Origin of the sequence: Brevibacillus laterosporus DSM 25, assembly GCF_002706795.1 — a bacterium.
Classification (GTDB): domain Bacteria; phylum Bacillota; class Bacilli; order Brevibacillales; family Brevibacillaceae; genus Brevibacillus_B; species Brevibacillus_B laterosporus.
On sequence record NZ_CP017705.1, the window covers coordinates 2977600 to 2996507 of the forward strand.

An 18908-nucleotide genomic window follows, 5' to 3' on the forward strand; every position below is an offset into this window, starting at 1 on the left:
ACCCCTTTTAGTCGTGTTAAACTTGTATAAAACACATGAAAGGGGTTTCTTCATGTCTATTAAAAGGGAGAGTACAACAAAAAAACTTGTGTTGTCTCTAATTGTTGCAGGTGTCTCAGCTCTCACAACAGCTTGCGTTAATGCTGAGGGGGAAGTTGATGCAACACATGCTATCAAGGTGGAAGCAAAGATTTTAAACAACGATAAAGTGAATAACGTTGGCCAGATAGAATGGGTAATTCGAAACGAAAGTGATAAGGCTTTTACTGGTAAAGTACAAATATCGGGTAATTTTGAGGGGTCTCCTGAGGTCTATGAATATGAAGTATCCGATTTGAGAAAAGACGCAACGGAAAGACGGATTCAAGTCACAAAACAGATACACGAAGACAAGTTAGACCTGAACATAAAGGCTGTCGGTAAACTTTCTGATGTAAATGTCGAAAAGTCAGATGTTAAGTATGAAGTGATTTACAACCTAGAAAAACAAAATATGTTGTTTATCCAAACTGATGTAGTAGACAAAGCAAGCACAACTGCAATTATTAAAGAACTAAAATCAAAATATGGAGACAAGCTTGGTGTGGTTCATTTCTTTAATAAAGATCAAAATGTCAAAAAGGGAACCAAGCCTAATTTAGGGAAGATTGATCCAAGTGGTGGATATGCTCCAGGTGATTCCAGTATTTATATATGGGATTTGAAAGCAGAAAAAACAATAGATGAATTTTTTGTACCTTAACTAGCACCCTTTTGGGTGCTTTTTTGATTGGGGAGATAACATGGCTACAATAAGTTCTAGCTTAAAATTATTCGATGGCTTTTCAGGTCCCCTACGACAAATAACTCAAGCCATGAACATGACTATTGGTGTAATGCGACAAATGGCTGTAACTACAAATGCAGATACCTCTGCTATCAAAACGCTTGATGCGGTTACAAGAAAACTAGCAAGCGCAGAAGTGGAATTAGCAAGTGCTACAAGACGCGCTGTATCAGATCAAGAACATTTGAGAAATTCATTAGGAGGCACAGCAGGAATAGGAAATAGGTTAATTACTACCTTAAAAGGTGTTGCGTCAGCTTATTTAGGTATTCACGCTCTAGCTCAATTGGGTGGAGTTACTGTTGGTGAGGCTATGAAGCAACAAACATACCTTGATATGTTTAAGGCTCGTACAGGTAATCATGCATTAGGAACAAGGATGTTTGAAGAGTTTAAAGCTGATGCTTTAAGAGCTGGCGCGGATGTTGCGGAGTATATGCAAGGAGCTTTAGGTAATATCTCTGTAACTACTGATATAGGGCAATTAAAAGACCTGAATATGATGGCTAAACAATTGGCTGCTTTTGATAATACAGGACAAGGCATTCAAGGGGCGTTCTTCTCGTTAAAAGAGGCTTTAAGTGGTGATATTGTCAGCCTTTCTGAACGATTTAATATTGGTAAAAAGAATATAAGAGATTTTAAGATTGATGAACTAGGTAAAAAAGGTGATGTTCAGGGATTTATTAAAGCGTTCAAATTACTGTTAGACAAACAGAACATGGGTAAAAAAGCCTTTGAGGAGATGCTCAATTCTCCCTTAAAACAATGGGAGATTATGTTGAATCGAATGAAGTCTTTGTTTGCGGATGCTGGTAAAGGAGCCGTAACAGCTCTAATGCCAATGATTACTACACTAAACAAAGCTTTTGAATCAGAGAAGTTCATGAGCTTTTTTGTGTTGCTTAGTAAAGGCTTGACGGTTGTTGCTACAGCTTTTGCGGCTGTAGTAGATGGAGCCTTATGGCTGTGGAGTGTGATTGATAGGTATTACCCTGAGATACTTGCTTTCTTCTTAATTTTATCAACAGCTTATTTACCAGCACTACTTGTTAAGGTAGGTTCGTTAACGATGGCTTTATGGGGTATGGTGGCACCTATATTAGCCTCAGGAGCAGCGTGGGCTATAGCTCACTGGCCTATTGTATTGGTAGCAATCGCAGTAGTGTCATTAATTGGTACACTTAGATATTTTGGTGTGACTACTGAAGAGGTTGTAGGTTTTGCGGTAGGTCTCTTTTATACTTTCTTCGCTTCGGTTTATAACGGTATTGCTTTCCTGTGGAATCGAGTTTTAGCCTTTGCTGAATTCTTTGTGAACGTGTTTATTGATCCTGTGTATGCCGTTCAAAAGTTGTTCTATGATATGGCTGTCCTCTTCGGGGGGCATATGTACAATATGTCGCGTGCAGCAGAAGATTTTGCAGGAAACTTTATGAAGGCCATTCTTCGATCAATAAACAAAACGCTTGAAGGGTTCAACTGGCTTGCTCAAAAAACAAATGAAATGTTTGGGACCGATTTTAAAGGGGCCAAGTTGTTTGATGAAAACAACATTCATGCCGTTAGCAACAACATCAAATCTATGATGGATATGATAGAACGACCTACTACTGATAGAAATGTTGTTGATCTATCCAAGTATCGTATGGCAGAGAAAAACTTAAACCAAGCTTTCGGAGAAGGTTATTACAAAGGATTTAACTTAACGGCTAAAACTAATAATCCATTCAATCCAAACGTAAACGGGAAAATCAATAATATTGGTAGAGTCGATGAAGTAGGGAAAATCAAAGACAAAGTAGACATCTCAAATGAAGACCTGAAAATGATGCGTGAATTAGCTGAGATGAAGAATATACAGAATTTCGTTACTCTGACACCTACCGTGCAGGTTCAGACAGGAGACATCAACAAAGGCGCTGACATTGATACGGTTGTCGCTGAGATCACTAAGAAACTACAAACGGATGTAGCTAACTCAGCGAAAGGAGTATATAACCATGCCTAAAGAACTGATGAGCCTTAGCTTCAATAATCGGGCAGAAGTAATTGCTTTCCCTATACTTCCTGAGAGCATAGAGATTAGCGATGGTAATAACAGCAAAACTTATACGACGGTGGGATTAGGTGAAATCAACGTGATTAAAGACCCTAAGCTCACCGTTTATAAATTTAGCAGCGAGTTTCCGAATCAAGCCTATCCGTGGGTTGTCTATCCGGATAATTTGTTATCGCCAGCTCAATATGTAAAGTACATTGAGACGTGGAGCAAAACGAAAAAACCAGTCCGATTTATATACACTGGAGAAAGCTTTGACATTAACGAGGCCGTTTCAATTGAATCATTTGATTGGAAAGAGGTAGCTGGCACAGGTGGAGACATAGAATTTAGTATCACATTAAAAAAGTACCTGTTCTATGGAGCCAAGCAAGCAAAGGTATTAAGCGATCTAGCAGATCCTAAAAAGAAAGTTGTACAAAAGAAATCTGCTCCACGTCCTTCTGATCGACAGCCACCTAAGACACACAAAATAGTCGCTGGTGATGATTTATGGTCCATTGCAAAGAAGACATACGGTAATGGCGCTAGATACAAGGAAATCCAAAAACTAAATGGGTTAACTGATGCACAGGTAAAGAAATTAAAAGTTGGAACAGTACTTAAAATGCCTAAATAGGAGGGGAGTACCGATTGGAATTATTAATTGATAACAAGAAGGGAAATGTTTGGGACATAACAGACATTACAACTGATATCACATGGAAGACAAGTAGAATCGGGAAACCCTCTAGCTTGTCTTTTTCTTTTGTCGATCGAGGTATCTATCAGGATAAAACTTCATTCACTGTACAGAATGGCGATATCGTACGCTTTATGAAAGATGGAACGAACGTTTTTTACGGTTATGTTTTCTCTGTCATTGGTGGAATGGATGAGGATGTAAAGGTAACTGCTTATGACCAGCTCAGGTATTTGCTAACGAATGATACCTATGTATTTGCAAAGAAAACAGCAACAGAAATTATTAAGCAGATTACAGAAGATGTGGGCCTAAAAGTAGGGGAGCTTGAAAACAGTGGTCACAAGATACCTACTATGATTGAGGATAACCAAAAACTACTAGATATCATTTGGAAAGCGTTGGATTTATCTATCGTTGCCAACGGAAGAAACCTTGTGTTCTATGATGATTTTGGCAAGTTGGTCCTGAAAGACTCCACTAAGATGCTGCTTGATTTTTACTTAGGTGATGATAGCTTAATGACCGATTATGCCATAGATCGGAATATTGATTCGGACACGTATAACAGAGTAAAGATTGTGCAGGACAATAAGAAAACAAAGAAGCGAGATGTATACATTGCCCAAGACTCAGCAAATATCGCCAAATGGGGACGTTTGCAGTTGTTTGAAAAAGTGGATGAGGGCATGACGAAAGCACAGATCAAGCAACTACTTGATACATTAATTGCTGTAAAAAACAAAGAGACACAGAGATTATCGCTTACTGCTATTGGCGATATCCGAGTAAGAGCAGGCTGTTTTGTTCCAGTTTCCATTGAGAGACTAGGGATTAACCAGCCTTTTCTTGTGGACGAATGTACTCATAAATTTGATGGCTCAGAACACACGATGACAGTCGATCTAAAGGTGGTGTAAAAGCATGCTAGAAGCAATTAAACAAATAGTCGTAGGGGTTGATGAAGCAAGTAATCGGGTGGCTATTTTTTACGGGACCGTGACCAGCGATAAACCTTTAGAGGTCAACGTCGATCAACGATTCACACTGACAGAGGAGTTTCTAGTCATTCCAGAACGGCTTACCTTATATGAAGTTGATCTAAGCCACACCCATACCTACACCGATGTAACACCAACTGGTACGGTCAATAAGAACACAGGTGTAGCTTTACCAGAGAAATTAATTATTCGGCGTGCTTTTAAAGTCGGTGATACGGTCTTACTCATGCGTGTACAAGGTGGAAACAGTTATGTTGTACTGGATCGGGTGGTGGCCACATGATTCTGCCACAAGGCTCTACAATTGATTCAGTCACTTTGGAAGAGGTGGAACAACCGAGTAAAACATATAAGCTAGACCTTGTAAATAAACGCATAGTCGGCTTTGTAGACGGTCTGGACGCGGTTAAACAGGCTGTATTTAAAATACTTTCTACCATTCGCTTTGAATACCTCATTTACTCTCATGACTACGGATTCGAGTCCCAAAGCATGGAGGATGAGGCTATTTTTCGTTCTGAGATACAACGGTGTGTCAGGGAGGCTCTTTTGCAAGATGACCGTATCCTTGATGTGACAGACTTTAAAATCACGATAGAAGGAGACACGTCTTTAACTGAGTTTGTTGTCGTATCTAAGTATGGTGATTTTAAAGAGACAAAGCAGGTGGCGCGATGAAATGGACATTTGAGTCTTTATTCCAATTCATGCTTGATCAGGTACGTGATGATGTAGACAAAAGACCTGATAGTAGTGTGATCTATGATGCGCTTTCTTCTGTAGCTTTAGCTATTATCAAGATACAAACTGAACAAGAGATAAACGAAAATCTGTACTATGCTGACACCGCGACAGGAGAATATTTGGATCGAAGGACAGAAGAAGATGGAATTGAAAGGCGTCTGGCAACGAATGCAAAGCGTAAGGGTGTATTCTACGACCAAGAAGGCAGATTGTTTGATATTCCACTCAGAAGTAGATATTCGCATGAAGACTTGAATTTTATTGCATTAGAACGACTAGCAGCAGGTGAATTTCTCTTAGAGTGTGAGACATCTGGTTCGGCTGGAAACATGGTATTTGGTTCCCTTATTCCAATCGAATACATTGAGGGACTAGGAAAAGGAGAAATCACAGATGTTTTAATACCTGGGGCCGATGAGGAAGACAATGAATCGCTACGAAAAAGATATTTTGATGCACAAGAAAGTAAGCCGTTCGGAGGCAACATTGCAGATTACAAAGAAAAGGTAGGAAACATACCAGGTGTTGGGGGTGTACAAGTCACGCCTGCTTGGAAAGGTGGAGGCACAGTCAAATGTACCATTATAGGTAGTGACTACAATCCGCCGTCACAAAAGTTGGTGGATGATGTCCAAACCTTTGTTGATCCAGTAGTGAATAGTGGTCTTGGCTTAGGATTAGCTCCTATGGGGCATCGGGTTACGATAGTGGGCAACAAAAAGAAAACGATAGACCTACGTACTAAACTAATCTTGGAGGCTGACATGCATCCAGATCAAATAAAAGGCGATGTCGAAAAGGTCTATTCCGATTATCTCCTAGAGCTACGTAAGGCATGGAAAAATACAAAGAAAACCGTTGTTCGTATCAGTCAGATCGAGTCACGGTTTCTTTCTATTGCAGGGGTATTAGACGTAATGGATTCTACATTAAACGGTTCCTCTGGAAATCTGGAGTTAGACACGGAAGAAGCGCCGTATATGGGGGCGGTGACGATTGTCTAATGAATTAATGAAATATCTTCCCCCGTACTATCATGACATTCTCGAAATGCAAGAATATACACGTGCAGCCTCTCTTGCTGTCGATATGGTAGCCAAAGCTGTTGAACAAGAGTTAGCAGACCAATTCATCGAAACAGCAAGCGAAAAGGGCATAGCTCGCCGTGAGAGAATGCTACGGATTAAACCAAGAAGTGATGAGACACTGGAGTTCCGTAGGATGAGGCTAAAGAATCGAAAATCTATCAAACCGCCATTTACAGAGAGTTGGCTACAGCATCAATTAGACCGTTTACTCGGCAAAGGAAGGGTAACGGTTGAGATTGATATCCTCAATTTCATTCTTAGTGTTAACGCTGAAATCGAAAATGCACCAGCTTTCCGAGAAGTGGAGCATACAGTTCGGACAACGATTCCAGCTAATCTAGTGTATCAGCAGCGAACACAAATTAGAGAAAGTATCACTCTTTCAGAAAAGATCATTAAACAAACGATTGTTCGTCAAACAAGACTTTCTACTACATGGAGGCTAGGCCGGACACCGTTTGCAGAGGCACTAGATGAAAAAGAAGTGATTCAGCTTCCTCTAAACCGACTCACAAAACTTTCAACAAAATGGCAAGTAGGTTCCACTCCATTTGCGGAGGCGATAAGAGATGATAACCAATGATTTGATACTAGATACAACGAATTTTGTAAAGGGCAAGCTAAAGAAAATAACGCTTAATGGTTCATTTGAAGTTACAGGCTTTACGGTAACGCAAGATAAAAACCTTTTGTTCGTAGAGTTTTCAGTAAGCCCTTCTGATGTTCAATTGATCAATCTAATTGAGATTCGCGATTCCGAATCAACCGTAGTTAGTTCCAGCGTAGTCTATGTTCCTATCAATTCAGAAACGATTATTAAACACACAATTACGATTAAGGAGGGGTGATACATGTTTAATGCAAAAACAGATTGGAAATACGATGAGATCGTTACAGAGAAGGACATGAACCGAATAGAAAAGGGAATCGGGGATGCTCACACGGCTGTAGACAATATACAAAAGAAGCTCACACCAGAAGGTATAGGGGCAGAAACTCCAGCAGGAGCGCAAAATAAAGTTTCCGTACACGAAGCGAAAGGTGCGCCACACGCTGACCACGTGAAAGGCAATATGCGTATTACAGTATCAACAACAGCTCCATCTAACCCAAATAAAAATGACATTTGGATCGTAATTTGAGGTGAGACTATGGCTAAAATTCAACTGGCTAACGGACAAACAGTTAAGGCAATTCGTGTTTGGGATGGAGTGAAGTGGACGGATCGGATTGGACGAGTCTACACCGATAAGTGGTTAGATTTTATTTCTTACTATGAAAAGTATTTATATACTGGTCTAGGATGGGGGGGGAATAGTAATTATCCCCTTGAGATGGTGCAATTCAGTTACGATGGTGCAGAAAAGAATCGTTATAATTTTAATATAAACGGAATTTGCAATACCCTCGAAACTGATCCTAACGGAAATGTTTATTACGGACATACAAAAGGATATGCTATCTTCGATAAAAGCCTTGGGATTATTAGAAGTAGTAATTCTTATGTTACGGATATTGCTGTAAGTAAAAACGGAGATTACGCTTTTATATCTAACTACGGAGCATATGATAATGTAGCGCTATTTTTTATGTCTAAAAACGGAGAAACAAAAAAAATAGTAGAGATTCCAAAAAGAAATCCATATATGGTCAACAGAGGTATGTGTTACGACAATGAAGGTAATATCTACACACATATAAATCCGGGAGAATTGACTAAATTTGATGTTGCTGGTAACAAGCTTTTATCCTTCCAAGTACCAACAACATCTTATGGTTATTCTTACGGGAGTATTGATATTGATAATGACGGGAATTTATATCGTTTGAGGGATGAAACTATAGAAAAATATGATAAAACAGGGAAGTTAATAAAGAATGTGAAATTATCTGATAAACGAGATGTTAGGGGGTGTCTTTACGTTGATAAGGATTTTGTTTTTGTAGCTATAGCAAACTACTTTTCAACAGGTACAATGGGAGAAGTGGAAGATTCATTGATTAAACTCACCAAGAACCTTGAAGTTGTTCAAAGGATAAATGGCGAAAGATTTAAAACAGGTAGCGACCCGTCATTTGGTGATTCTATATATTGTGACCGAGAGAATGGAGTTTATACGGTAGGAGTAGGAAAAGTTCGAAAAAACTCTAAGAATGATCTTTCACTTATTTTGGAAAAGAATCTTAACATAGGCTCTTTAAACGGCGGTAAGTGCGCTTGTACACCGGGACGATATGGAGCATTTGGAGAAGTATAAAGGAGGGAATTTATTTGTATTTACTTGTTGGTAGTAAACAATCAGAAGAAAAGTTGACTGTACAGGAAATTTATAACCTAGATCATCCTGATAACACAGGAATAACACCTGATAGCTTTGAGAATTCCGTAATAGTTAGTGATCTGCTTGTACCCTCAGCAGAAAAACAAATTGGAAAAAGGGAAGTACATTGTGTAAATCCGAAAACTAAGGAGCAATTCTGGGAATACGTTGATCGACCACTTACACAAGATGAAGAGATATTACAGTTAAAACAGGACAAACAGATGTTACAGCTTGCGATCACTGATTTATATGAGCAATTCCTTGCACAATCTACTACAGGAAAGGACGTGGAATAATTGAAATATATTGCAAAAATCTACTGTGATTTAATAAACGATGGGGTGAAGGCGCTGGAAGAAGTACCTAGTTGTATACGCCCCGAAGTCGAACAACTACTAACTGAAAAGTAAGCGCCTTTTCCGATCTGGAGAGGGCGTTTTTTAATGGGAGCTTTGGCTCCCTATTTTATTTGCCCCAAGGGGGTGATAAGGAGAGGGAAGCATGGAGGAGCAAATTTTTAATTCTTTATTAACACAAGGACCATTTGCGCTTTTATTTGTATGGCTATTGTTTTCTACAAAAAAAGAGGGAAGGGAACGGGAAACAAGATTGGTAAAACAGGCCGAGGAACGCGAAACAAAGCTTATGGACCATAACGAACGAATGGTAATCCAACTGGAACGAAATACAGGTACATTACAGCAGATTGAACGCAGTCTAAACGGCTTAGAAAACGAATTACAAGAACTAAAAGAAAAGGTGGGCTAATGATGATAGAGATTGGTTTAGTAATTGCAGTAGTAATGGCGTCAGGAGCATGGCTTAAAACGCGGAGTTGGTTCCCAAATGATTACATTCCTCTTGCTATTGTTGTCATGGCAGTTGCTTATAATGCGATCAATGCTTTGCTGTTCGGGGGAGATTTACTCGAAGCTGGCAAGATGGCTTTTATTGAGGCGACGGCTGCTATCGGAATTCATTCGGGAGTTAAGAATTCGTTTCAGAAGGGAGAAGTGGAGTAATGCAGACTATACAAGATTTTGTTCCAGCAGGGCAAAAGAACCGTCCGGGGCGTAAAATGATTCCGAAATACATCACGATTCATAATACAGGCAATGCAGGAAAAGGCGCTGATGCTCTTTCTCATGCTAAATACATCAAAGGTGATGCGGCTGAACAAAGACAAGCATCTTGGCATTTCACTGTAGATGATAAACGCATCATTCAGCATCTGCCGTTAGATGAAATGGCATGGCATTGCGGTGATGGTAATGGCCCTGGTAACTCATCATCTATTGGAATTGAAATTTGTGAGAACATTGACGGAGATATCCGAAAAGCAGAGGACTTAGCTGCTCAACTGGCTGCTGATCTACTAAAGCAGTTCAATCTTGGAATTGATAGAGTTAAGCAACATTGGGATTGGAGTGGGAAGAACTGCCCTCACGTTTTAAGAGCGCGTCCCAATGGCTGGAGAGACTTTGTAGCATTAATTAAATCAAAAGGAGAGGTTCAAATGAAACCAGAGGTAGCGAATGAAATTATCAGCCATTTACAAGGACAATGGGCTTTTTACAATCAAATGGGTATGAAGGATGATGCTGTGAGGATCGGGCAACTGGCAGATGAGTTGAGGGTTGCTAGTGGACAGAAAGTACAAAATAAATAAGCACAAAACCCTCCTCTAATCGGGAGGGTTTCATTCTTTTCTTGACAATCATCTCTGCAACCATTTTGCTTATTTTCATGAAATTTTGCAACCAACGTTCATGAATCGACGAACGGAGTTTAACTCCACTCGTCATAGTTATTTAAACAACTTACCAATCACCTTAAATATATCAAACGTAGTCCTGTTGTAAACTTTATTATAAGCATACTTCTTAGGATTTCTGAGCCATCCCCAACCTCTAGGCATCTTCAATCCAGCTCGATGTACTAACTGTCTTTTTAGGCTTGTCCTAGCTGCTACACGCTTTTTGAAACTCGGCTTACGTATTCCAAACTTCATAGCAACCACCCTTTATTTTGATTTAGCGAGACGAAGATAATACGAAAACCCTCTGACGAAATTTAAACCGCTAGAGGGTTTTCGATTATTAGGTTGTGGTGTTTTCATTTATTATTTTTTCGCAAAAGAGCCACTAATAAAGCAATAGTGAATGATTGAGCGATTGCAAGTAATATCACCATATTCTCAATAAAAGAACCTTTGGTACTTCCGATAACTAAAAACACTAAAAACATTATTGCCATCGTGAGTAACCAGTATAGTATAACGCGTAATACCACAGAAGCTTCTCTCCTTCAAATCAATAGTTTATAGTGTCTAACATTAGCGGAAAAACCAGCAATAAGGTTGGATAAATTAAAGTTCTGGATACTTAAATTCTATACCAAAATCTGCCACTTGGGTAGTTTTTTCGGGTTGAATGGAAAGTCCCACGGGCTTATAAGAAACTGATATAGAACCGCCTATAATTGCATGCCCGTATTGGAACTTAATATTAATCGTACCTCTTTCATGTTTATCAGCGTAAACATATTGAGAAATGTATCCAGAGTGTAGTTGTCTATTACCCATTTGTAAGTCATACTCTGCTGCTACACCAATACCCGGATCCCAATCAGATGCTTTTGAAGAATCTTCGCATTCCCATTTCTTTTTAAAAGCTGGTTTAGTACAATAGCGATTTTCATGATCATCTGGTTTACCTTTTGAGGTCATAGGCATAAAGAATTTGGAGGTTGCAGGGTATCCAATTGACATTTTATCAGTTAACGTCCAAATCGGGGGTTCTGACCACTCGAATTTACCGTATAAATAGTATTTTCGATAACCACTTCTATCACTTTTGACTTCGAAAGCTTTTGCCTTTAACTCTATTTCGCTAAAATCATCTTCTTCATCCTTCTTTTTGGCCAATGATTTATTCATCTCAGATTGACCTTCATCAAATTTATGAGTAACCGTTTTCGAACCAATTTTTTTAGCGCCTTGATCAATCAATGCTTGCAAGATATGAGGAGGCATATCTTCCAGTTCCTCTTCATCCAAACCAATGTCTGAAACAAGGGCTTCTCGTTCATTTTCTTTCAATTCTGTTTGAGTTGTTTCGGCATAAGCGCTAAAACATAAACTTAAAGATAGAAAAACAGTAAGAGCAGAAAACAGTAATCTCTTCATAATATTTCTCCTTTTCTTATATTTAAGAATAGAATAATTATATATGGAAAAAATGTCAAATATTGATAAATCATGTAGAACTCGTTTTGCTGGTCGAACTTTAAATACCATTTCTAACCATTGCATATTTTCCTCATCATAAAATAAAATAAGAACATACATTCGTATTCAAGGAGATGTTTTGATGGCTAGCAAAATTCTTGATCCACTTGTAACGAAATTTATTTTGCCAGAGCATGCAGAGATTTTACGCCAGCTTCACGAGGATAAGAAACTGATCGAGAAGCCGATCATTGAAGAGGATGAGCTAGCCGAGTTTTGCTACAGGATATCTGACTCGCGTCAGCATGACTATGTCCTTACAATTAGCTGGTGGAAAGAGACAAAAGAGGGCAGAGGCGTGATAGAATCCGCTTGGGGATGGGTAGATAAGTTTGATTCAACGTTTAAACAGATCAAGTTAAAGAACGATGAAGATTTCTGGTGGATACCTGTAGAAGATGTAGTGGATATAACTACATAATAAGTATGTAATGCATATAATAATGAAGAAATAAGTTATTTTGGGGTTAATTCGTATATATGTTGGGGAGTTCAACCAGTATAATCGCCACAGTACTCTCATGTCGGCCTATCGTCACATTAAAGATCCGAAATTCATGTACTCAATCATTCGAGAAAAAGGTGAGGTTTACAAGGCTTTGAAGCAGTTTTTTGGTAAAAAAGAAGTAGAGGTTTACTAGAAAAAATAAAAATTCACAATAAAATCCCCCGTGGTTAATTATAGGTATGAATCCTTATTTTAAAGGAAACAGACATAATCAACCAAAAGGGGATTTTTTGTGAATAAATGGTTAGTACGTTTTTATGTAACTTACTTCCCTATCCAACTTTAATCATACTCATACAATTTTATCATGTGAACAGAATGGAAATTCTAAAGGTTAAAAATGAAACATTACCTACTCCACTGAAAATAGCTTGTAACTGATTTGACAAAAGGGGAGTTTTAGTTTGAAGAAAGTAAGGATGATTACATCCTCGGTGCATGTGACAACCCAAACATTCTTTTTGAAATGAGGTTTATTTCCATATGATACAAGAGGATTAGGTATAAAAATACTTTTGACAACAGTAATTTTTTCTATTTCTATTTTGTACCATCTATCATACAATTTCAATTACCCTCAAGGACTGGGAACCTTACTTGGAATAACAGCTTCTATAGTCATGAAAGAGAGAAACTTCTCAAGCGTGAAGATATTAGGATCTTTGGAACTTTGTCTATAAGCTGAAACCCGGACGTGGATCCGGGGTATTTGTATTGTTTTAAAGTGTCAAATAATCCATCTCAAATGGTGATTATTTGACACTTACGTTAAAGCAGATATTTATTTTTGGCCCTGCTGGTAGCTTGTAGAACGAATCTAGAAGAAGACTGAACTCGTAAGAATCTATTTACAGTTTTACGGCGGAATCCGATAAATTGCCCGATTTCATCCAGTATTAGCAGATTCGTCAAAGTGGTGGGAGCAATATAGAATTTAAACCAAGTTTGGGGTTTTCACATTTTGTGGGTTAAGTGATCAATTTGATGTTGTATCATTCGTAGCTTTTCCTGAAGCTCCTGATACCATTCCCATGCCTAGTGGACTAAAGCAAGCAACAAACATGGCAACTTTCAAAGTATTCTTTAAAGACCTTACTGCTAGTGACTGATTTAAAGGTTGGAGTAGCATTGCGGTTAGTGGAGACCTAGCAAAAGGGGAGCTAGACAAAGCATTCCGTCCAACCAAAACAGTAACATACGCGGAAGCATCTACTGAATGATCTAGACATCATGAAACAAACAGCTTTAGAAGTACTTCCAGGTGTTTATGGTTATAACATCGCTTAATTATATAAGTAAATGTATGGATAGCTTAGAGGTCAAAGTCTCTTATCTGTCTAAAACATATATGTTATGTAAACAAGGGAATGAGATACTTCAATATACGATATTTGGAGGGGTTGTAAGTGAATAAAAAAGTAATCCTATCAGTGCTATCTACAGCACTAGTAACTAGTATGGCTACTTCTGCTTATGCAGCAGATGGCGGTGTATATATTGGTGGAAACGTAGACAGATACTATTCTGACAAAGCACTAATTAAACAAACTCATAAATTTGTAGCAGATTTATATGATTCTGGTTTAAAGAATGTTGAAAACAATGTTCTTTATGTAAACTGGGATGGGGAAGTAGCTACTTTACAAGAAATGATGGTTGCTAAATTAGCGGGAAAAGAAGTTGAATACAAAACAGTAACTAGCAAAGATTTCGAAAAAATCGGTGGAGAAAAAGGTTTCTACGCTGTAGATGCTAAAGGTAACGTTTCTACTGTAAAAGAAATGCAACCTGAGCAAAAATCACTTACTACAGAAGTTATTGTTACTAATGCTACTGAGTTTAATATCGCATTACAAAATCCAAATGTGAAAACCATCATTTTGGGAACAGATATTCAAGGAGATATTACTGTAGCTCGTAGCATCATCATTAAAGGTTCAGGCAAAAAGATTATTGGCGATCTGAAGATTACGAATGTGGACAAAAATAATGTGGAGTTAAGCGATGTTACTGTTGAAGGAAAAACAATTGTAGGGTAGGTATAGATCCACAATGCTTTTTTGGAATATTAGGGAGATCGATAAATTTTTTTATCGTCCTCTCCTTACATATATGAGGGAGTGAATAGTAATGAGTAAGTTTAATTTCAAAAAATTATCTGTATTAGCTGTTCTTTCTACTGCTGCATTTAGCATGATTGTAACACCTGCATTTGCAAAAGTTACGGTAACGAATTCTACATTCAATGAGGTAGTTGTAAATAAAGCTACCGAAATTGAATTTGATAATAAAGTTAACGTTTCTAAAATACTATTTAATACATCTGATGTAACGGTCATAGGATTACCTTCTACTACAAATATTCAAGTAGGAGAGAATGTGGATACTGAAAAGATAGGTGGTTTATCAAAAGAGCAGAAAGACAAAGCAAAACGAGTAGTCCCTGCTATCACTAATCAAGTAGTAGCCCCTGTCATCAGTAAAGTTGAAAAAATTACGATCACTAGCAAAGCAAAAGGTAGTGTTGCTAAGAGTGTAAAATTAGATTTGCCAAATGCTGGTGGAAATAGCTATAAAATTTTAAAACAAAATCAGGTATTTGATACACCAAATAAAGGTGCTAAGGCCCCTATTAAGGCAGTAGCTTATATTTCTGGAAATGATATCACAGATGCACAAGCTAATGAGTATGTTGGTGTCTATGAAGTAGACGGATCTGATAACATTGTGAAGTTCGTATCTGTTCAGTTGGAAGCTAAGGATATTAAAGCTGCGCCGGTTGTTGCTCCAATTATAAGTGGTCATAAGGTAGAGGCAGGTAGTGCTACTGGAACAACAAAAGTAACCTATACGGTAGGCAATGGAAACAGCCTGAAATACAAGCTAGAAGATAAGGCATTCACGATACCAAATGTAGGTGATGTTCTTAGTGGAGGGACAGGCTACACCTCCGGTCAAGACATCACGGCTGAAGCAAACAAGTATCTTGGTCTTTATGAAGTAGACGGATCTAATCACATTGTGAAGTTCGTATCTGTTCAGTTGGAAGCTAAGGATATTAAAGCTGCGCCGGTTGTTGCCCCAACTATAAGTGGTCATAAGGTAGAGGCAGGTAGTGCTACTGGAACAACAAAAGTAACCTATACGGTAGGCAATGGAAACAGCCTGAAATACAAGCTAGAAGATAAGGCATTCACGATACCAAATGTAGGAGAAGCCCTTTCTGGTGGTGAGCAAGACTACACTTCTGGTGGTGACATCACGGCTAAAGCAGGCCAGCATCTTGGTCTTTATGAAGTAGACGGATCTGATAACATTGTGAAGTTCGTATCTGTTCAGTTGGAAGCTAAGGATATTAAAGCTGCGCCGGTTGTTGCTCCAATTATAAGTGGTCATAAGGTAGAGGCAGGTAGTGCTACTGGAACAACAAAAGTAACCTATACGGTAGGCAATGGAAACAGCCTGAAATACAAACTAGAAGTTCATGCATTCACGACACCAAATGTAGGAGAAGCCCTTTCTGGTGGTGAGCAAGACTACACTTCTGGTGGTGACATCAAGGCTGAAGCAAACAAGTATCTTGGTCTTTATGAAGTAGACGGATCTGATAACATTGTGAAGTTCGTATCTGTTCAGTTGGAAGCTAAGGATATTAAAGCTGCGCCGGTTGTTGCTCCGACTATAAGTGGTCATAAGGTAGAGGCAGGTAGTGCTACTGGAACAACAAAAGTAACCTATACGGTAGGCAATGGAAACAGCCTGAAATACAAACTAGAAGTTCATGCATTCACGACACCAAATGTAGGAGAAGCCCTTTCTGGTGGTGAGCAAGACTACACTTCTGGTGGTGACATCAAGGCTGAAGCAAACAAGTATCTTGGTCTTTATGAAGTAGACGGATCTGATAACATTGTGAAGTTCGTATCTGTTCAGTTGGAAGCTAAGGATATTAAAGCTGCGCCGGTTGTTGCTCCGACTATAAGTGGTCATAAGGTAGAGGCAGGTAGTGCTACTGGAACAACAAAAGTAACCTATACGGTAGGCAATGGAAACAGCCTGAAATACAAACTAGAAGTTCATGCATTCACGACACCAAATGTAGGAGAAGCCCTTTCTGGTGGTGAGCAAGACTACACTTCTGGTGGTGACATCAAGGCTGAAGCAAACAAGTATCTTGGTCTTTATGAAGTAGACGGATCTGATAACATTGTGAAGTTCGTATCTGTTCAGTTGGAAGCTAAGGATATTAAAGCTGCGCCGGTTGTTGCTCCGACTATAAGCGGTCATAACGTAGAGGCAGGTAGTGCTTCTGGGACAACAAAAGTAACCTATACGGTAGGCAATGGAAACAGCTTGAAATATAAACTAGCAGATAAGACATTCACGATACCAAATGTAGGTGATGTTCTTCCTGATGGCGAGCAAGACTACACCTCTGGTAACGACATCCCGGCTGAAGCAAACAAGTATCTAGGTCTTTATGAAGTAGACGGGGCTGATAACATTGTGAAGTTCGTATCTGTTCAGTTGAAAGCTAAGGATATCAAAGTTGCTCCGATTGTTGTTCCGACTATAAGTGGTCATAAGGTAGAGGCAGGTAGTGCTTCTGGGACAACAAAAGTAACCTATACGGTAGGCAATGGAAACAGCCTGAAATATAAACTAGAAGATGATGCATTCACGCCACCAAATGTAGGTGAAGCCCTTTCAGGTGGCGAGCAAGACTACACTTCTGGTAACGACATCCCGGCTGAAGCAAACAAGTATCTAGGTCTTTATGAAGTAGACGGATCCAATCACATTGTGAAGTTCGTATCTGTTCAGTTGGAAGCTAAGGATATCAAAGCTGCGCCGGTTGTTGCACCGACTATAAGTGGTCATAAGGTAGAGGCAGGTAGTGCTCCTGAGACAACAAAAGTAACCTATACGGTAGGCAATGGAAACAGCTTGAAATACAAACTAGAAGATCATACATTCACGCCACCAAATGTAGGAGAAGCGCTTCCTGGTGGCGAGCAAGACTACACTTCTGGTAACGACATCCCGGCTGAAGCAAACAAGTATCTAGGTCTTTATGAAGTAGACGGATCCAATCACATTGTGAAGTTCGTATCTGTTCAGTTGAAAGCTAAGGATATCAAAGCTGCGCCGGTTGTTGCTCCGACTATCAGTGGTCAAGTAGTAGCAGAAGGTAGTGCTACTGGGACAACAAAAGTAACCTATACGGTAGGCAATGGAAACAGCTTGAAATACAAACTAGCAGATCATGCATTCACGACACCAAATGTAGGAGAAGCACTTCCTGGTGGCGAGCAAGACTACACTTCTGGTAACGACATCCCGGCTGAAGCAAACAAGTATCTAGGTCTGTATGAAGTAGACGGATCCAATCACATTGTGAAGTTCGTATCTGTTCAGTTGAAAGCTAAGGATATCAAAGTTGCTCCGATTGCTGTTCCGACTATAAGTGGTCATAAGGTAGAGGCAGGTAGTGCTCCTGGGACAACAAAAGTAACCTATACTACAGGCGAAGGAAACAGCTTGAAATATAAACTAGCAGATAATGCATTCACGATACCAAATGTAGGTGATGTTCTTAGTGGAGGAACTGGCTACATCTCTGGTGAAAACATCCCGGCTGAAGCAAACAAGTATCTTGGTCTTTATGAAGTAGATGGATCGAATAACATTGTGAAGTTCGTATCTGTTCAGTTGAAAGCTAAGGATATCAAAGCTACGCCGGTTGTTGCCATCAGTGGCCATAAGGTAGCAGAAGGTAGTGCTTCTGGGACAACAAAAGTAACCTATACGGTAGGCACAGGAAACAGCTTGAAATATAAACTAGCAGATAATGCATTCACGCCACCAAATGTAGGTGATGTTCTTCCTGGTGGCGAGCAAGACTACACCTCTGGTGAAAACATCACGGCTGAAGCAAACAAGCATCTTGGTCTTTATGAAGTAGATGGATCGAATAACATTGTGAAGTTCGTATCTATTCAGTTGGAATCTGGGAATATTTCGGAGTAGACGATAGCAATAAAATTGTAAACTAAAGATTAAAGAAGATTAAGTTTATCCGCTCAGAGTTTGTCCTGAGCGGATAATTCTATATGCGCCCAGCATGGGAAATACACGTTCAAAGTGTTGCTACAGGTACATGTTATGTTATGGGGAAACGCCTATGCTTTGATTAATTGGGGATTGATGGAGGTAACTACCGATCTGAAATCACATGAAGTGTGGTAAATAACAACCTTGCCAAATAGAGAACAACGTAAAATTCCGTGGTTTGATTTACTACATTTAAAGGCTATTAGTAAGACAGGATTAAAAGGACTTTCTCCTATTTCATTCAGTAATCCCAGAAAAGATTGGAATACA

The 18908-nt window shown here is 39.1% G+C and carries 22 protein-coding genes and 1 pseudogene; 20 read left to right on the forward strand and 3 right to left on the reverse strand.

Going from position 1 to position 18908, the window contains the following annotated elements; all coding sequences use genetic code 11:
- The first annotated feature begins 52 nt into the window (after positions 1–52).
- The 16 genes from BrL25_RS14580 (at position 53) to BrL25_RS14650 (ending at position 10396) form a co-directional block, all read left to right on the forward strand.
- Positions 53–742: a hypothetical protein gene (locus BrL25_RS14580; protein WP_018673216.1), complete on the forward strand. Its 690-nt coding sequence runs from the start codon at positions 53–55 to the stop codon at positions 740–742.
- A 40-nt stretch (positions 743–782) separates the two neighbouring features.
- Positions 783–2837 carry a hypothetical protein gene (locus BrL25_RS14585; RefSeq protein WP_018673215.1) on the forward strand — a complete coding sequence of 685 codons (2055 nt, stop codon included), beginning with the start codon at positions 783–785 and terminating at the stop codon, positions 2835–2837.
- The gene (locus tag BrL25_RS14590; protein WP_018673214.1) at positions 2830–3507 is read left to right on the forward strand and encodes a LysM peptidoglycan-binding domain-containing protein; all 678 of its coding nucleotides are present in this window, start codon (positions 2830–2832) and stop codon (positions 3505–3507) included. Before BrL25_RS14585 ends, BrL25_RS14590 begins: the two co-directional genes overlap by 8 nt.
- Before the next feature lie 14 nt (positions 3508–3521).
- Entirely contained in the window at positions 3522–4490 is a 969-nt protein-coding gene (locus BrL25_RS14595; protein WP_018673213.1) for an XkdQ/YqbQ family protein, read from the forward strand.
- A gap of 4 nt (positions 4491–4494) precedes the next feature.
- A complete protein-coding gene (locus tag BrL25_RS14600) occupies positions 4495–4854 on the forward strand; it encodes a DUF2577 domain-containing protein (RefSeq protein ID WP_018673212.1) in 360 nt (119 codons plus the stop codon).
- Positions 4851–5249: a DUF2634 domain-containing protein gene (locus BrL25_RS14605; RefSeq protein ID WP_018673211.1), complete on the forward strand. Its 399-nt coding sequence runs from the start codon at positions 4851–4853 to the stop codon at positions 5247–5249. Before BrL25_RS14600 ends, BrL25_RS14605 begins: the two co-directional genes overlap by 4 nt.
- Positions 5246–6319: a baseplate J/gp47 family protein gene (locus BrL25_RS14610; RefSeq protein ID WP_018673210.1), complete on the forward strand. Its 1074-nt coding sequence runs from the start codon at positions 5246–5248 to the stop codon at positions 6317–6319. Before BrL25_RS14605 ends, BrL25_RS14610 begins: the two co-directional genes overlap by 4 nt.
- Positions 6312–6986, forward strand: coding sequence for a putative phage tail protein (locus BrL25_RS14615; RefSeq protein ID WP_018673209.1), 675 nt, complete (start codon positions 6312–6314; stop codon positions 6984–6986). Before BrL25_RS14610 ends, BrL25_RS14615 begins: the two co-directional genes overlap by 8 nt.
- Complete coding sequence (locus tag BrL25_RS14620) at positions 6973–7251, forward strand: hypothetical protein (protein ID WP_018673208.1); 279 nt, start codon at positions 6973–6975, stop codon at positions 7249–7251. Before BrL25_RS14615 ends, BrL25_RS14620 begins: the two co-directional genes overlap by 14 nt.
- Before the next feature lie 3 nt (positions 7252–7254).
- A complete protein-coding gene (locus tag BrL25_RS14625; RefSeq protein ID WP_018673207.1) occupies positions 7255–7545 on the forward strand; it encodes a hypothetical protein in 291 nt (96 codons plus the stop codon).
- Positions 7546–7554: 9 nt separating this feature from the next.
- Positions 7555–8661, forward strand: coding sequence for an NHL repeat-containing protein (locus tag BrL25_RS14630; protein ID WP_018673206.1), 1107 nt, complete (start codon positions 7555–7557; stop codon positions 8659–8661).
- Between the two features lie 14 nt (positions 8662–8675).
- On the forward strand, positions 8676–9023 hold the full coding sequence (locus BrL25_RS14635; RefSeq protein ID WP_018673205.1) for a hypothetical protein: 348 nt from the start codon (positions 8676–8678) through the stop codon (positions 9021–9023).
- A gap of 45 nt (positions 9024–9068) precedes the next feature.
- Complete coding sequence (locus BrL25_RS26185; RefSeq protein WP_252120215.1) at positions 9069–9137, forward strand: hypothetical protein; 69 nt, start codon at positions 9069–9071, stop codon at positions 9135–9137.
- 91 nt (positions 9138–9228) lie between these two features.
- Positions 9229–9495 (forward strand): BhlA/UviB family holin-like peptide, encoded by a 267-nt coding sequence (locus tag BrL25_RS14640; RefSeq protein WP_018673204.1) that lies wholly within the window; start codon positions 9229–9231, stop codon positions 9493–9495.
- Between the two features lie 2 nt (positions 9496–9497).
- Entirely contained in the window at positions 9498–9749 is a 252-nt protein-coding gene (locus BrL25_RS14645) for a hypothetical protein (protein ID WP_018673203.1), read from the forward strand.
- On the forward strand, positions 9749–10396 hold the full coding sequence (locus BrL25_RS14650; RefSeq protein WP_018673202.1) for a peptidoglycan recognition protein family protein: 648 nt from the start codon (positions 9749–9751) through the stop codon (positions 10394–10396). Before BrL25_RS14645 ends, BrL25_RS14650 begins: the two co-directional genes overlap by 1 nt.
- A 138-nt stretch (positions 10397–10534) precedes the next feature.
- Here BrL25_RS14650 and BrL25_RS25710 read toward each other — a convergent pair whose 3' ends face one another.
- The 3 genes from BrL25_RS25710 to BrL25_RS14660 all read right to left on the reverse strand — a co-directional run bounded on the left by BrL25_RS25710 (position 10535) and on the right by BrL25_RS14660 (position 12040).
- The gene (locus BrL25_RS25710) at positions 10535–10738 is read right to left on the reverse strand and encodes a hypothetical protein (RefSeq protein ID WP_018673201.1); all 204 of its coding nucleotides are present in this window, start codon (positions 10736–10738) and stop codon (positions 10535–10537) included.
- 104 nt (positions 10739–10842) lie between these two features.
- Positions 10843–11019, reverse strand: a complete 177-nt coding sequence (locus BrL25_RS24860; RefSeq protein WP_018673200.1) for a hypothetical protein — start codon at positions 11017–11019, stop codon at positions 10843–10845.
- Between the two features lie 76 nt (positions 11020–11095).
- Positions 11096–12040: a hypothetical protein gene (locus tag BrL25_RS14660; protein ID WP_236848044.1), complete on the reverse strand. Its 945-nt coding sequence runs from the start codon at positions 12038–12040 to the stop codon at positions 11096–11098.
- 58 nt (positions 12041–12098) lie between these two features.
- Between BrL25_RS14660 and BrL25_RS14665 the strand changes: the two genes are divergently transcribed.
- From BrL25_RS14665 to BrL25_RS14690, 4 genes and pseudogenes are all read left to right on the forward strand, one after another.
- Positions 12099–12437, forward strand: a complete 339-nt coding sequence (locus BrL25_RS14665; RefSeq protein WP_018673198.1) for a YolD-like family protein — start codon at positions 12099–12101, stop codon at positions 12435–12437.
- Between the two features lie 64 nt (positions 12438–12501).
- A pseudogene (locus BrL25_RS25715) lies at positions 12502–12657 on the forward strand (sporulation protein YhbH); the annotation flags it as partial.
- A gap of 1273 nt (positions 12658–13930) precedes the next feature.
- Positions 13931–14563 (forward strand): pectate lyase-like adhesive domain-containing protein, encoded by a 633-nt coding sequence (locus BrL25_RS14685; protein ID WP_018673196.1) that lies wholly within the window; start codon positions 13931–13933, stop codon positions 14561–14563.
- A 91-nt stretch (positions 14564–14654) separates the two neighbouring features.
- Positions 14655–18554, forward strand: coding sequence for a hypothetical protein (locus tag BrL25_RS14690; protein WP_099327264.1), 3900 nt, complete (start codon positions 14655–14657; stop codon positions 18552–18554).
- Positions 18555–18908 lie beyond the last annotated feature (354 nt).